General features: G+C 48.9%; 20 protein-coding genes and 1 pseudogene. 7 read left to right on the forward strand and 14 right to left on the reverse strand.

The features are described 5' to 3' along the window. Window positions 1-73: 73 nt before the first annotated feature. Together H6F76_RS02415 and H6F76_RS02420 are read right to left on the reverse strand one after the other, a co-directional pair. On the reverse strand, window positions 74-688 hold the full coding sequence (locus tag H6F76_RS02415; protein WP_190505604.1) for a hypothetical protein: 615 nt from the start codon (window positions 686-688) through the stop codon (window positions 74-76). Between the two features lie 107 nt (window positions 689-795). Beyond that, on the reverse strand, window positions 796-1,386 hold the full coding sequence (locus H6F76_RS02420; RefSeq protein ID WP_190505606.1) for a hypothetical protein: 591 nt from the start codon (window positions 1,384-1,386) through the stop codon (window positions 796-798). Window positions 1,387-1,851: 465 nt separating this feature from the next. Here H6F76_RS02420 and H6F76_RS02425 point away from each other — a divergent pair, with 465 nt between their 5' ends. The 3 genes from H6F76_RS02425 to H6F76_RS02435 all read left to right on the forward strand — a co-directional run bounded on the left by H6F76_RS02425 (window position 1,852) and on the right by H6F76_RS02435 (window position 3,676). Beyond that, complete coding sequence (locus H6F76_RS02425; protein WP_190505608.1) at window positions 1,852-2,247, forward strand: hypothetical protein; 396 nt, start codon at window positions 1,852-1,854, stop codon at window positions 2,245-2,247. Window positions 2,248-2,307: 60 nt separating this feature from the next. Beyond that, entirely contained in the window at window positions 2,308-2,667 is a 360-nt protein-coding gene (locus H6F76_RS02430; protein WP_190505610.1) for a hypothetical protein, read from the forward strand. A 385-nt stretch (window positions 2,668-3,052) separates the two neighbouring features. Continuing rightward, window positions 3,053-3,676, forward strand: coding sequence for a Uma2 family endonuclease (locus H6F76_RS02435; protein WP_190505612.1), 624 nt, complete (start codon window positions 3,053-3,055; stop codon window positions 3,674-3,676). A 10-nt stretch (window positions 3,677-3,686) separates the two neighbouring features. On the opposite strand, the pseudogene H6F76_RS02440 reads toward H6F76_RS02435, so the two are convergent. The 8 genes and pseudogenes from H6F76_RS02440 to H6F76_RS02475 form a co-directional block, all read right to left on the reverse strand. Then, a pseudogene (locus H6F76_RS02440) lies at window positions 3,687-3,944 on the reverse strand (tyrosine-type recombinase/integrase); the annotation flags it as partial. Between the two features lie 122 nt (window positions 3,945-4,066). Beyond that, on the reverse strand, window positions 4,067-4,603 hold the full coding sequence (locus H6F76_RS02445; RefSeq protein WP_242036489.1) for a GNAT family N-acetyltransferase: 537 nt from the start codon (window positions 4,601-4,603) through the stop codon (window positions 4,067-4,069). A 352-nt stretch (window positions 4,604-4,955) separates the two neighbouring features. Further along, the gene (locus H6F76_RS02450) at window positions 4,956-5,543 is read right to left on the reverse strand and encodes a Uma2 family endonuclease (protein ID WP_190505614.1); all 588 of its coding nucleotides are present in this window, start codon (window positions 5,541-5,543) and stop codon (window positions 4,956-4,958) included. Between the two features lie 15 nt (window positions 5,544-5,558). Next, window positions 5,559-6,527, reverse strand: a complete 969-nt coding sequence (locus H6F76_RS02455) for a tyrosine-type recombinase/integrase (protein ID WP_190505616.1) — start codon at window positions 6,525-6,527, stop codon at window positions 5,559-5,561. 165 nt (window positions 6,528-6,692) lie between these two features. Then, a complete protein-coding gene (locus tag H6F76_RS02460; protein ID WP_190505618.1) occupies window positions 6,693-6,842 on the reverse strand; it encodes a hypothetical protein in 150 nt (49 codons plus the stop codon). Window positions 6,843-6,915: 73 nt separating this feature from the next. Beyond that, entirely contained in the window at window positions 6,916-7,215 is a 300-nt protein-coding gene (locus H6F76_RS02465) for a hypothetical protein (RefSeq protein WP_190505620.1), read from the reverse strand. Further along, complete coding sequence (locus H6F76_RS02470) at window positions 7,212-7,577, reverse strand: hypothetical protein (protein WP_190505622.1); 366 nt, start codon at window positions 7,575-7,577, stop codon at window positions 7,212-7,214. The genes H6F76_RS02465 and H6F76_RS02470 overlap by 4 nt, the downstream gene beginning before the upstream one ends. Before the next feature lie 105 nt (window positions 7,578-7,682). Next, window positions 7,683-8,177, reverse strand: a complete 495-nt coding sequence (locus tag H6F76_RS02475) for a hypothetical protein (RefSeq protein ID WP_190505624.1) — start codon at window positions 8,175-8,177, stop codon at window positions 7,683-7,685. A gap of 165 nt (window positions 8,178-8,342) precedes the next feature. Here H6F76_RS02475 and H6F76_RS02480 point away from each other — a divergent pair, with 165 nt between their 5' ends. The 4 genes from H6F76_RS02480 (at window position 8,343) to H6F76_RS02495 (ending at window position 10,051) form a co-directional block, all read left to right on the forward strand. After that, complete coding sequence (locus H6F76_RS02480; RefSeq protein ID WP_190505626.1) at window positions 8,343-8,609, forward strand: hypothetical protein; 267 nt, start codon at window positions 8,343-8,345, stop codon at window positions 8,607-8,609. Continuing rightward, a complete protein-coding gene (locus H6F76_RS02485) occupies window positions 8,606-8,884 on the forward strand; it encodes a hypothetical protein (RefSeq protein ID WP_190505628.1) in 279 nt (92 codons plus the stop codon). The genes H6F76_RS02480 and H6F76_RS02485 overlap by 4 nt, the downstream gene beginning before the upstream one ends. A 402-nt stretch (window positions 8,885-9,286) precedes the next feature. Next, a complete protein-coding gene (locus tag H6F76_RS02490; protein WP_190505630.1) occupies window positions 9,287-9,574 on the forward strand; it encodes a peptidoglycan-binding domain-containing protein in 288 nt (95 codons plus the stop codon). 174 nt (window positions 9,575-9,748) lie between these two features. Next, entirely contained in the window at window positions 9,749-10,051 is a 303-nt protein-coding gene (locus tag H6F76_RS02495; RefSeq protein WP_190505632.1) for a peptidoglycan-binding domain-containing protein, read from the forward strand. A 316-nt stretch (window positions 10,052-10,367) separates the two neighbouring features. Here the strand turns inward: H6F76_RS02495 and H6F76_RS02500 are convergent, their stop codons facing one another. The 4 genes from H6F76_RS02500 to H6F76_RS02515 form a co-directional block, all read right to left on the reverse strand. Next, window positions 10,368-10,514 carry a hypothetical protein gene (locus H6F76_RS02500; RefSeq protein ID WP_190505635.1) on the reverse strand — a complete coding sequence of 49 codons (147 nt, stop codon included), beginning with the start codon at window positions 10,512-10,514 and terminating at the stop codon, window positions 10,368-10,370. A gap of 643 nt (window positions 10,515-11,157) precedes the next feature. After that, window positions 11,158-12,939: a DUF87 domain-containing protein gene (locus H6F76_RS02505; protein ID WP_199321870.1), complete on the reverse strand. Its 1,782-nt coding sequence runs from the start codon at window positions 12,937-12,939 to the stop codon at window positions 11,158-11,160. 69 nt (window positions 12,940-13,008) lie between these two features. Next, window positions 13,009-13,737: a hypothetical protein gene (locus H6F76_RS02510; protein WP_190505637.1), complete on the reverse strand. Its 729-nt coding sequence runs from the start codon at window positions 13,735-13,737 to the stop codon at window positions 13,009-13,011. Further along, a complete protein-coding gene (locus tag H6F76_RS02515) occupies window positions 13,724-13,918 on the reverse strand; it encodes a hypothetical protein (protein WP_190505639.1) in 195 nt (64 codons plus the stop codon). The genes H6F76_RS02510 and H6F76_RS02515 overlap by 14 nt, the downstream gene beginning before the upstream one ends. Between the last annotated feature and the right edge of the window lie 171 nt (window positions 13,919-14,089).

The following is a 14,089-nucleotide window of genomic DNA, read 5'->3' on the forward strand; positions in this document are numbered from 1 at the left end:
CTTCAAGCGATCTTGCCGCAATTGCTGCTGTTCCTTTTTTTACTCGACCTTGAACGAATGCGTCCTCTTGCACTTAGTCACGGATTATACATTCAACTTTCCAGGTGCAAGATCTGAGTTGTCCCACATCCCCACCAACGGCTTTAGCAAATTCGGTCGCTCTCTCACGGCTGGTGAAGCTCGCTAGCTGCACAGATTTAACCTTGGAGTCTTTCCGCACAGTGCTTGTGGCATCTGCACAGAAATTGCGGCGAAGGGTTTCTAAGTCCCCTCCATCAACGAAGACAGGATGCCATGTATCGTTCGCACTTGTAGATTTATCTCCGCAGGTGGCTTTAGGAAAAGCAAATTGGCTTTGATTTTGGGGGACTCCAGAAGCTACTGAGGAAGATGTCAAAGATACCTGTTTCACCGCTTGCGCTTGAATCGTTGGCTGGGGTGAAGCTGCGACAACAGGGGAAACTGCAACAGAAGGGGAAGCAGAAGGATTGGGGACGCTGGCATTCTTGGCTTGAGGGGGTGCCGTCAACCCAGCGATTACAAAAGAAGCCACGAAAGCCCCCGAATACACAGCACTGCTTTTGAGGCGAGTTCTATTTTTCCCCAAAAGAACCCATTTTGGATTGACTAGACCAGCGAGAAATGCGACTGGGGACACGAGAAAAAGAATAATTGCGAAACCAAACATAATCTGTGGCTGGGGCGTCGGTTGATTGCTTCTGTTCTCAGTGTCAGAGGCTGATGAGTGCGATCGCGTTTGCCGTGTGTTTGATTGGGTGTATAACTTTGGTGAGGTTAATGGAGAGGGTAGTAGCGATGCTCTTTGGCGTTAACCTTCACAGCCTTCCAACCACCTTTCCAATTGTGCAGTTCTCCCTTACGTCTCAGACGATTAATGTGCTGTACCGTCACACCCGTAGCTTGTGCCAGTTCGGCTGTGGATAGTCCAGCCTCCGGGAATGGATCGGGTAAGGAAAGTGGTGATGTGTCAGTTGCTTCTGGCTCTGACTCTACTGCTATCAACTTGTCATCACTGCTGCTATCAGCCTCTTCTCTCTGTGCTGACAGGTCCGATATCACCCTCGCTATCACATGCTCTACCTTCTCTAGGCGCTCTGCTATCGAGCTGCTATCGAGGCCGCTAGCACCCTGCTCAAGCCTCTCAACGCGCTGAATTAAGTCTGATATCACCCCAGCTAGCACGGTGCTATCAGCAGGGAGAGTATGACTGATAGCACAGCCGCTATCAATGCTTGATATCAGTTGCTCTAGCCCTTGGAGAATCGCTGCTGTGTATCCCTGTCGATGCAGTTCGCAGAGCTTCTGTACCGATTCAATCAGTGGCGTACTGACGCGAATCATCTTGCTAGCAGGTTGGTCGGGCATGGGGATGATAGCAGGTGCTGACAGAGTTGATATCAGCCTACCTGAAAAGCTGAGAAGGTCAGAATAGCGATCGGCTGCATTAATCTGTATATGTAGAGCTTTTGCAGAGTTAAAAAGGATTTACCGAAAAATACGAAGCGAATTTTGCATTGCTTGCCTGTAAATTTCTTCTCTGCCAGGAACGTGCGAACGCATTCCTCTAGTAATACGCCTGTATCTAACGGGCAATTGCTAAACACCAATCGCCAGGGCGTGTGATGATTGTGCGATAGCGCGCCCGCCAAGGGCGATCGTATTTACCTGATAGCCCCCGTGTCTAGTTTGGGAAGCCATTGTGAGCTTGCACACTCAAAGCTCACGATAATAGGAATTTAATTAATGATTCAAGTCAGGCTTTGGTGAATGCCTCAATTTGAGAATTACCGTAGAAGATATAGCGAGATTGAAACCAAGACGTGAAAATTTATGAAAGTTTTTGGGCTAGTCTTATCTGCCCTACTGCTGCTGAGTGTACCTGCTAGGGCTGCTGAGTATCAGGGAAAGAATATTGATGGTTTTAAACTCTTGGGCAAAGCTTTGTTTTCACAGACGGGTGGTGTCTACGACGTAATGGTGCTGTTTAAGGGAAATCGAGCTACTATCTTCTTCGTCAATGGCGACCAAACGACGATCAAACTGAGGCACTCAGTCATAACTGATCCAAATAATATTGAGGGTGTTGGAGGACTTGGGCAGTATCCTGTGGGTGGTTCGTTGAGTGTCGGATTAATTAACGGTGACAATCCAATAGGAAAGCCACTCCAAAGCTTTTGGAGAATCCGTGTGGATCTGACAGACTTCAATAACCCTGCTCATAAGTAGTGTTTTGTATCTGACGTTGAAACAGCAGAATAGGGGCAATCGATATGAGGAGGGTGAAATGTGAAATACCTGCGCTTGACCATTCCCGACACGCTGAGCTTCTGGGATGACGACCTGAGCGGCTACATACACGAGCCAGCGAATTCAAAGACGTTCACAAATTGGTATCGCGTTCCAGACGAGTGGCTCGAAAATGGTACGCTTGTTCCCGAACGACGCGAGCACCTGCTAGCACACCTCTACGGTTCCAACTGGCGACTTGGCAATGATGACGGCTCGAAATATGTTGTCCTCACGATCGACGAGCACGAGTTGTCGGATGTCGAAAGGGCACAGCGGTTATGGGACAGCACAAAAAACACCTGTTACGCTGTCAGCGATGACGGCACTATAGAAAGGGTGAGTCAGGATGCCATGTAAGAGTCTGGGGTATGTCTGGTGTACTGCAACACGGCTTGAGTAGGGCGGGAAGTAACGAAGCTGTCATGACTCATTGCCCTTCATTGAGCATTTGACGCAGAGAGTGCAGCAGGATTTCCAAGAATCGTTTTTTAATCTCTGCTTTGGGTGTGGTTGCACAAACGTCGCAAGGAGACCAGAAGTGATCGTTAAAGTCGTAATAACTCATGGATGCCCTTTAGCTGTGATTACCTTCTGTTCTCAGTGTCAGGGGCTGGTGATTGCGCTCACGCTTGCCTAACGTCCAACTTGATGTATGAGTTTGGCTGGGCATCAACGCACAATAATTACCCTTATCGTGCATCCCTAAACTAATCTGGATATGTAGGGTAATTCCGGCAAGGTGATGGCGTTAGACCAACAGCAGCAGTTGACAACGGAGACGGAAGTTGAAACACACCCTTTGGTAGTGCGGATGCATCCTGTTATTGATTTGACAGATGACCAATTCTTCGAGTTTTGTCAAATCAATCGGGACTTACGCATCGAACGCACTGCCAAGGGAGAACTGCTGATTATGCCGCCAACAGGCTCAGGGACAGGTGGACGCAACTTTGAACTAGCTGTGCAGTTTGGAAGCTGGGTAAAAAAAGACGGGACTGGTAAAGGCTTTGACTCTAGCACGGGGTTTACCTTGCGTAACGGAGCAACTGTCTCTCCAGATATTTCTTGGGTGAGTCTGGAGCGGTGGAACGCCCTCACGGAAGAGCAGCAGGAACAGTTTGCTCCTATAGCTCCAGACTTTGTCATAGAACTGCGCTCCAAGAGTGACAGATTAAGAGATCTGCAAGACAAAATGCAGCAGTACATCGACAACGGGGTAAGACTTGGATGGCTGCTTGACCGCCAAAATCGGCGGGTTTACATCTATCGCCCTAGTCTCCCAGTTGAACGTTTGGACAGTCCTGAAACTGTAAGCGGCGATCCAGAACTCCCAGGTTTTGTCTTGAAGCTGGAAGAGATTTGGTAAAGGTGATCGCTTACGGCAGATACAAGCTGCTGCTGTCGTTTGGTCGTGCGTGCAGATAGCGGCTGGTAGCCGCCACTGATTCATGACCTAAAGTCTGTTGAACCAAGTGAATAGGCGCACCCCGATCCAAGCTGTGTGAGGCGTGAGCGTGACGTAACCAATGGGGTGATACTTTGCCCTCTATCCCCGCTTGCTTGGCAGCAGCCGAGACAATGCGCCAAAGTTGATGCCGATTGATATGGCCTCCCTTTCGGCTTTGGAACACTGGACACTCACCGGAGCGATCGGAGGCGATGAAGGGAGAAAGACGCTCAGGGGTCCAAGGGCACACTTCTGGCAAGCGTAGAGAGATCCTGAAGCGCTTGAAATGCTTCGTGCTATATTGCCAAGTTAGGCATTTTCATTGAGATTGTAGACCATAAGATAACAAGGGCCGTATCCGGTAGGGCTGTACTCACGCAGGATGCGAAAGCCAGCTTTGGTGTAGGCTCGCTGTGCAGACAGATTCTGCACACTTGTAGTCAGACCAAGCATCGGGACATCACGCCTCTGGCGAAGCTTTGACAATAATACCAAGAGCGCTCTTGGACCAATCCCACGACCAACGAACTCCGGCTCACCAATCAGAATATCTATGTCAACCGAGCCGGATGGGATCTCGTGAAGACCGACTGAATCCAAGACTTCACGCGACACACTCTGCCATCGAATGTAGCCAACTGCTCTTCCTCCGACGGCGATTAGCGCCCGCTCGCCGTTGGGGGGTGGATTGGCTGCCCACGCAACGTGGTCTTCAGGGTCGAGATACCATGCAGCGACATGAGGAGCCGCCAGCCAACGCAAAAGTAGCGTGACATCGGTGCTGGAGAACCCAGTTAACGTGACATCGGCTTCCATAGTGAACTGCGAGCTTCTTGGGCCTAACAAATTATCGTACAGAGTTTATCTTTCCGACAGGCGTGGATTCACCCGTAGAGAGCGATCACTCCTTTTAGCTTTGGAGTGAGTGCGATCACGCCTGTATCGAAATCACGTTTCAAGTTATGTGCCAAAATTTTCACTTTATGTGTAACGGTTTTCACTTTATGTGCAAACCGACAAAAGAGAACCTTTAGATTTTGGCAGTGCTGAACCCTAGGCGGTTAGTGACCTTTTTTGAATTCAAAATTCAATAGGTTGCGTTGGGGTTTTCCAAGGGGATGCCCCTTGGACAAGCGGTCGGGGTGGGGTAACTGGGAAATTCTACTAAATAAAGATATATACCCCGACATTGCTTGCTCTACGCCGACAGAATCTGCTGAGCTATCAGGGTCAATTCAGGAAAAGCCTGAGAAATAATCTGTTCATTGCCTCTAAACTCAGTTGTCTTATAGCCACTACTTTCCAGTAGCAGGACTGAAACCTTAGAGTTACGCAGATCTACAATCCAATACTCAAGAATTCTGATAGCTTTATACTCCTCCTCCTTACTGCCGTAGTCTGTTTTCTTGGAGCCAGGACTGACTATTTCAACAGCTAGTAGAGGCGGGGTTCGCAGGACAGCCGACGATTTTTTATCGGCTTTCAATTCTTGCCACTGTGATGAAGTCATCACACAGACATCTGGAGTGCGAGAGTGCTCTTTCCCCGTAACTGGATTTGTGCGCGTGTACACTCCCACGTCACGCTTGACTATCCAGGGGTATTCAAGTCGGCGGATTTCTGCCCTGAAGGCATCAGATAATAAATCAATGACATCGGAGTGGTCAGCAGTTGGTAGTGGAACCATCGCTAGTTCTCCGTTAACCAACTCATAGTGATTGTCCGTGCCGTCATCGTAGGTAAGATACTCCTCAAACGTTAGGTTCTTTACAGAGGCTTGAGTCATGGCGATCGCTCCTTTTCAATCCGGTAAGTACTGACTACTACCCTCGCTCGGTCTAGCGTGGCAGTAGAGCTGAGTCGTCCTCATGTCAGCATGACCAACATTGGCTTGAACTAGATGCACTGGCGCTCCTCTGTCAAGAGCATGAGACACATGAGCGTGTCTCAACCAATGTGGGCTAACGTCTAACTTGACCCCGGCATTGACGGTCAGTCGATCAATCAGCCGGTTGACGCTAGATCGATGTAGGTGGTTGTTCCCTTTGCCGGGAAAAACCCAGCTGTCAGAACTGGCACCGCGACGCCAAGCCAACAGGTCATCCCACACCGCACCGGATAGCAGAACATTCCTCTCTCGGTTCCCTTTGCCTGTAACTTTAATAATGCCTGTGCCCGTGCCGTAGTCTAGGACATCCGACCAACGAAGCTGGATCAGCTCGGATATTCGGCATCCAGTCTTATAGAGCAGTCGCATCAGCAGGCGATCGCGTTCCTCTTGTGCTGCCTCAATCAGTGCCAATGCCTGATATTCCGATAAGTTACGCTGGGTAACGTCCTGCTTTGGCATAGAAACCTTGAGCAGCTGCCCAACATTGTGAGGCAAATAGCGAGTGTCATAAGCAAACGTCAGCAATGACTTAATAGCCAGTAAGCGACGGGCCACAGTCCTCTTAGACAGTCGCATCGACTCAGTGAGGGCTAGTTGGTAGGCTACCAAGTCATTTAACTTGATGGCTGTTAGAGGTTTACCCTGAATAAACGCCAGAAAGTAGCTGATATCCCGTCGATAGGCGTCTCTGCTGTTGGGTGATTTATTTGTGAAAAGCCAAAGGTCTATCAGCTCGGAGTCACAATCACAGTTCACGAGCTTTTTAGTAGGCGTAAGTTGCCCTGAATCAATCCGTGTCAACATAAGAATTGGTACTAAGAAGGTACTGTTTGATAGCTCGGTCGCCTGCCAGATGACCGGGCTATCTTTTGCCATCATACGCGACATAACGAGAAATTATGTCGAACACCTTACGCATTAAATAACCCCATGCCGTCATAAGTTGGGGTGGTAGAATTGGGTCTGTAAAATCCCCAGATGGGATTGTTCGATGTGTTGAACTGGGAGCAATCGCGGGTGCTGATATGCGATCGCTCCTCTAACTTACTTCTTCAACGCCTCGATAAACAAACTGGTAGCGATCTGCGCTTCGCAGCAGCGCTTCGCTATCGCCCGAATGCTCTCCTCTGATTCCACTAGATCGCCGCAGGTAAACTTTACCCGTCCATATGTGAGATTTAGCGCTTGTGCCATATACTTATCGTTTCTCGATCATCAGGTATGAGTGCAAGGTGTAAGGGGTGAGCCGTGCCCACCCCTCTCGTTTTTAGAAATCTGAGGCATCGTCAGCGCCAACAGTAGCCAGCACAGGGTTATATTTGGCAGCGTTCCACTCAGGTTCAGGTGGTCGCTTCGCCTTCATGTCTGCAATCAACTCCTGTGGATCAATGCCTGCCCTCTCCCAGCGCTCTCGTGTCTGTTTGGCGAGTCCTGTGTAATTGCCGGAGGTGGTGAGGTAAGGGGTATCAACGGAAGCTTTCTGTACCAGACTGACAGCACCAGGGCGCAAACCTAAGCGATCGCCAGTTGTCAGATTTTCACAGTCCAGAATTCCATTAGGCATCATGGGTCATCAGCTGGTGGCTGGGCGTCGAATGCTGCTACCCCTGCCCCCAAAATTCCGGTGATTTCTTCCGGCTCCTCTCCTTCATCTGGGCCAGTGTTCGGCGTCGGGTCAATTGACTGGTTTCCGTCGTCATCATCCCCACCGGAGAACAAGTTCAGCACTGCGGATTTCAGGGAGGCGATCGCATCCGGCGAAACCTCTGTGCACTTGTCCACCAGTCCTTTTAATGAGGAAAGATCGTTATCTGCCTGTTGCTGGATGGTGAGCAATCCTGCTGCGAGGGCTTCCCTCTTGGCGGCTAGATCTCGGTAGTGTTCGGCGAGCTTTTGGTGTTCTTCAATCTGGTGTTGGAAAAGTATCATGAAGGTCTGTGAATCATTCGTAGGTTTTGCAGGTTGGGTAACGCTTAGATGTGCAGTCGGGGCGTTACCCTTAAGCCTTTTTAAGACTTGCTCAGGTCATAGGCGTTAAGCCGTCTTCCGTTTGCGGGTAGTGCGCTTGGTAGCTGGCAAGGCTTGCACTTTACCCCAGTTGGCAGGAGGAACTAAGCCCAGTTCCTCAGCTAGTGGTTGAACCTTCTTAGTGCGAGGCTTACGGGTGGCAGGCTTCTTAGCAGGCTTGGCTTCATCCTTGGCGGGTGGCAGTGCTAGCTGCGGGTTGAAATGACGGGAGACTGGACGGAAGGGAACGATGGCTTGACCAACTTCGCCTTCCCATAAGTCATCGGGTGTTTCTGGCTGTACTACTGGCGACTCCATCGGCTCTAAAGTCGGCACAATTTCCTCTGTTTCATCAGGCAGCGCTTCAGGCTCAACGGTTGGCTGTGGTTGACCCACAGGAGGGCAGTAGGTAGCCATCCAAGTAGTGTGCTGTTTCCACATGGCGTGGACGGCGATGCCTCCGAATCCGGCGATCGCGACGACTTCAGTGAGGAGCGTGAGGGCGGTTTGTAACGTTTCCATGTTTTGAATCCTTAATGTGTCGGTGGTTGCCTTGCCTATACATAATCTAGCTAAATGTAAAGACGTTGTCAAGGCAATTGTATAGACTTACTGGAAAAATTTTGTAAAGACATCTAGCTAGACATTCTGCTATAGTGTGTAGGCATGAGCTAGGAGATTGTAAAGATGGGAAACACACCACAACTCAACATCCGAGTAGATCAGGAGTTGAAAGAGGCGTTCATCGCCAAAGCTAAAACGGACGGCACCACAGCAACAGATCTGATTGTGGGATTCATGCAGCAGTACTTGGGGATTGAGTCGAAAAAGCCTATAGGGACTGTCAATGTAGTAGAGATAGACACACGCCTAGCTGAGCTAGAAGATCGCCTATCAGATCGGATAGCCGCCTTGGAGGAAGCACTGCCGGGAAAGCAGAAGAGGGCAGCTTGACTCTTGAGGTAGAGCGCCTCAGCCGTAAATGCAGCGAACTAGAAACTGAGCTAGCTAGTGTCAAGGCAGAGCGAGACGATTACGCCACAACGGTGGATGGGTTCATCAAAGACCACAAGCGCTGGCAGGAAAAGGCGCTCACTCCTGAGAAACGCTCTAGCATCTTGGGAGCGCTGGGAGTGGGCAAGCAGTCGCCACAATACAAGAGGGTAAAGGCTGTTTTAGATCAGTTCGTCAACGAGGTGAAGGGAGATGTCCAAAAAGAAAAAGACTGAGAGACTCTGGAGCTACAGACGCACACCAAATGGTTGGGAAGTCTGTCTTGACGGTAAAAGTAAAGGCGTAGTTGTTAAGGATGGCACTTCTGATTGTCCCTGGAGTTGGCGCTCTTCTGGCAAGAGTGGAGGGCCTCACCATACCAGGAACGAAGCAGCGGCAGCACTTTTACAAGCGTACAAAGAAAGGTAAAAACAAGCCCTGGTGTCGGTACCAGGGCTTTGTTGGCTGGAATGTGTAAACAACTTAACTACACGCTTTAATTAAAGTTTCCCAAAGTCAAGAAGTTAAAGTACCCTTCTGGGTACTCTTCACTGGTTGTTTCAGTAATAGGAAGTCTTGCGCCAGTAGATTCAGGAGTAAGCAACACACTTCAAACTACACTACAAGGAATTCTAGCCATGCAAGCTTCAACACAAGCCACAACTTCTTTACCTGCTTGTTCAACTCTTCCGATTCTGCGTCGTAACGACCAACAGAAATCTCCTATTGAGAATGTCAAACTCTTGCAGCAACGTCTCAACAAATATGGCTTCAGCCTAAAAGCTGATGGGTTCTTCGGTGCTAAAACCGAACAAGCTGTTAAGGATTATCAAGCCAGGTATAACGAATACACGCATACGGTTGTCGAAGATGGAATTGTCGGCCCTATAACCTGGAAGCTTTTAGGATTTTGTGTAAAAGGCTAACATCCTCCTAGCACTCTCGCCTTAAACAATAATTTCCCTTCAAAAAACAGATTTGCCTCTGGTTAACACTAGGGGCTTGTTGGAAGTACGATTCGCCCTCACGACTTTACTACCCCCCATAATTCAGACGTTCCTAGCAACAACACTTCAAACTACACTACAAGGAATTCAACCATGCAAGCTTCAACACAAGCCACCCGCTCTAAAACCCCTTGCCATAGATTGTCAGTTTTGCGTCGTGACGATCGGCAAGCCGAGGCAAAGGAGCCGGTCAAAGTTTTACAGCAACTTTTGAACAAAGCTGATTTACACCCGTCCGCTGGCGGGTTCCCTCTAACCGTTGACGGGTTCTTCGGTGCCAAAACTGAAGCGGCTGTTAAGGACTACCAAGCTCAGTGTTGCTTAGTAGTAGATGGAATTGTTGGTCCCAAAACTTGGAATGCTCTAGGCGTTTGTATCATCATCACTGAAAGTTGATCAAAATTATTTCCTTTCAAGAAACTGAGAAAGCCCCTGGCGTTGAACCAAGGGCTTTGTTTTGGGTGGGGTGATTTTTCCATAAAGCAGTTTTGTAAAGTTTTATCCCTAATACATAAAATCCTGGATTTAACGTTGAGTAAGCTACAGAAACTCTTAGGAGGAACAATCAGTGGTGAAATGCAATTCTTCTACCTCAAAGAAGATTTCCAAGTTTCTGCCTGCGACCGTCGTTAGTTTTGGACTTTGTGCCGCAATGAGTTTGCCGGCTAGGGCAGAAGACTTTTTGTACAACGCAAACTTCTGTACACCCATTCTAGGTGATGCCAACAAGTTCCAACACTATAACCAATGGGGGGTTGGCAATGTGTCGGGCAGTACGGGAACAGTTCAGTGCCCGTTCATCCAGGATTTTAACAGCGGTCGTGTTGATAGCGTTTGGGTGACGCTTTATGATCGACATCCGGGGGAAAATGTAAGGTGTACGTTGTACGGTCTTGGTCTAGAGGGCGTCATAATATGGGAGGTCTCTAACTCTACCTCTGGTTCGGGGGTCGCACATAGGTTTTTGCAATTGAAAGCTCCCCAACAAAGAGTTGCTGGATTAAACATGACCTGTACCCTTCCGGGTACCACGAACCAAGGAATATCACACATAGCATCGTATAGGGTTATTACACCCTAATCTATTCATCTCAGTGTAAGTAGCTAACGAAATACCCCTGGTTCAACACCAGGGGTATTTGTTTTGGGAGAGGCGCTCGCTAATCGTCTACATCAAAACTTTTGCGCGTAATTGGTTTTACTCTAAGTCTTTTTAGTTCCTCTAGTCGATACAACTGCCCACCCATTTCGTACCTATCGGGATATACGCTTTTGGGCGATCTACCTGAATAAACTTGAGCAAAAATGGCATCCCGTTAAATTCTTGAATGAAGCGCTTTTTCTTCATAAAAAATACTTCTACGTTGGTTTCAGAAATTCTGTCATGTGACTTGTCGGATAGCTTGTCGCGTTGTCGCTTAAATCTGTCATGTGACTTGTCGCGTTGGGGTGTAGCGTGGCTGTCATGCTTGTCGCGTCGTACATGACAGCCGATTCGACAGCTAGTGAGCGAGAAACGCGACAGACGAGTGAGACTTACCTTCCTCATCGATTTCGCCGTATCCACCATCACTAAGCAATCCTAGATACTGGTGAATTTGTTCGCTACTTTTACCCTTCAGAACTGCAAAATTTTTGCGCTGAATGTCGCGAACAGTTACCCAGCATTGCTGCTCTTTTGTAAACAACCAAATACTCTTGAGCGGTTCTGCCAAGCTGTCAGATACTTTCAGTTCTGTTGTGGTTTCAGTGGGTGCGATCGCTTCCTCTTCCGGTTGTGGTTCGACAGCGGGTTCAGTCACGGTCACTGGCTGCTGTATGACTGTTGGCTGAACCTCGCCAAAGTTTGTTATCTTCCGTTCTAGTTTGGGCAGAGTAACAGGCACCCACTGATTTGAGCCGTCCAGTTTCACCGCACCCTTACCACTGGCTACGGGCTGCAATGTTTCAGGGTCAATATCAGTCTGTAACTCAAGCTGCAACATCTTCTCAATCAGGTTAGCTAGTCCCTTGATGCCTCCCAGTGCTGTCTGATTGTTGTTGTGACTGACGAAGGTTAAGGGCATCTCCTGCTTGCGGCTTTTGGTCAGTCCGAGCCTAAAAAATTGAGTGAGCAGTTCCTTGTCCTCAATTAAATCGACGTAAGTGGTGACCTCTTCACAGATGAGCGCGATCGCTTTCCCATCTGCCCAAAGCTTTGCTCTCCAAGCGTCCTCAGTCATATTCGAGGCGTTGAAGGCTTTGTAGCGTGCCATCAGTTCTCCGACGTACCAGCGCAGGAAGTCGGCTATCTCATCAAAGTCGTGGTAACTCTCTATCCCCTGCCACTCGGCTCGGTTGCTGTCCGGGTCTAGGACAACTACACGGTAGCCTTTATCCTTTTTGAGCTTCGCAATGTACCGAGCCATCCAGCTTTTACCACTGCCCTGATTCCCCCAAATCAGAGCGGTCTGGCTAACAAAGTTGTTAATCCACTTGGTTGAATTGGATGCTGATGTAGGGGTGCGCTCACTGCCTGTTTCCCTTGGCTGTGCTGACAGAGCTGGGGAGGGTGTCACCTCGGTTTGTTTCTGCTCAGCGGGCTTCTGATCGACGGGTTCGGGTGCAATCGCTTTTGCTTGCCCCTGCTCAATCGTCGGCTGTGATTGTGGAGGCATTGCCGTGCGCCTTTCCTGCGATACAGCAGCATTGATGTAATGCTTCACCTCATCCCCACTCATCAAGTCCCTGCGTGCGTGGAACTGTCCGCACAGGTGACGGTACAAGTCAAACCTTACTTTTGGGGGTGCTGAATTCAGAACGCCTGCAATCTCACCAAAACGATAGTTAATCAACAGCACCTCATCCTTCTCGGCTTCACTCAGGTACTCGATCTGATCTTCCAACGGATGGCGCTGTGCAGCCTGTCCACCTTCCATCACCCTGAGAATATCTCCCAACTTCCCTCGGTACATAGGGATAAGCCGAATACTGCCTGTGTCCTGGAATTCCTGAAACACGGTGTAGACATACCCGATTGCGCCAATCGTGAGGGGTAGCCAAGCCAGGGGGTTTGCAGACATAACAACTGATGCGCCCACAGTGATGGCTGATGCTAGCTTTCCAGCCTCGCAGTCTTTGGCGGTTTCCTTGCTTTTGTTAATCAGGGCTACTCCTCTGCGACGTAGCCACACATCTACGTCACCTTGCTCAAGTAAGGTCAGTGGGGCGAATTCTGATGGTTCGTAGTCCGGTGCGATCTGCGCTTCGCAGCAGCGCTTCGCTATCGCTAAATTGTTATCCATTTGTCAACTCCTTTAAAAAAACACCCTGCCCTATTGCTAGGACAGGGCTACTGATTGCCTTGCTCTCGATTAGTGATGTTTGCGGTTGTCAGTCTGACACCAGAGGACGTAACCTGCCTCGCCAGAAACCAATGAAACAAAGTTATAGAGGGACATGGCGATAAAGGTGATTGGTGGCTGTCCCCAAGGGTTACGGCTCATTACAAATGCCGCAAGGATATCTGCGATAACTACAACCAAGATGAACAATCCCAGAATGGAGCGCTCATTCATTCCTGCCCTTTTGTAATCCACTCGACGGGCTTCTACCAAGTCAACAGCTTTTGGGTTTTTCTCTGGGACGGTATGATGCTTGATACTTTCGTAATCTCGCTTTGCCTCACCGATACTCTTACCCCTGATGGCCTGAGACTCAATCCACATCACACCCAGCGCTACGATAAAAGCTGCCCAAAAGTTAGCCTTAGTCCATATCCACAGCCAACCGATACCAATCCAGGTGTCTTCCCAAAAGGGGAACAGTGGCTTACCTCCAAAGGCTTGGAAGAAGCTATCGCTGGACATGGCAATGCCAGTCATGAACAGGGCAGCAGCTAGCACCCGGATTCCAGCTTTGTTCTGGTCTACAAAGTTGTCAAGGATTCGAGCAGGAACGTAGATGACGAGTCCGACAATCTTCACGCCTAAATCGATAATCTTGCCGATGATTTCGTAGAAGTCGTTACTCTTTTTAGGTTGGGCTTCATTGTTCTCTAAGGCTCCATTGTTGTTGGCGTTAACTGGCTTACCGAGTGCCATCGCAAACTTCCTCGCTGTAGTACTTGATAAAGAAAAACTTTCCTTTGTAGGCGTAACCGATGCACTTTCTGTGTCGGTCAAAGACAACCGTTTTCTTGTATGGATTGACAGATTTTGACCAGTCCAAATGAGGTGGTGTGTCAGACAGTGTGTAGCGAACGAGAATTAGTTTATTAGACATCTCCGGAATATAAACAAAGCGTAAAATAATAGCGATAAATGCAAAAAGTCAATCGCTCATAAGGAGTGTTATGGGTGCAATCTTAGAAGCCATCGAAAATAACCCCAAGGAGGTGAAGCGCTTGATTGGCATCGATCAAGAGCAATTTCGACAGCTAATAGCTCAAACCGA

The organism is Leptolyngbya sp. FACHB-321 (genome assembly GCF_014695975.1).
In the GTDB taxonomy this organism is placed as follows: Bacteria; Cyanobacteriota; Cyanobacteriia; order Leptolyngbyales; family Leptolyngbyaceae; genus Stenomitos.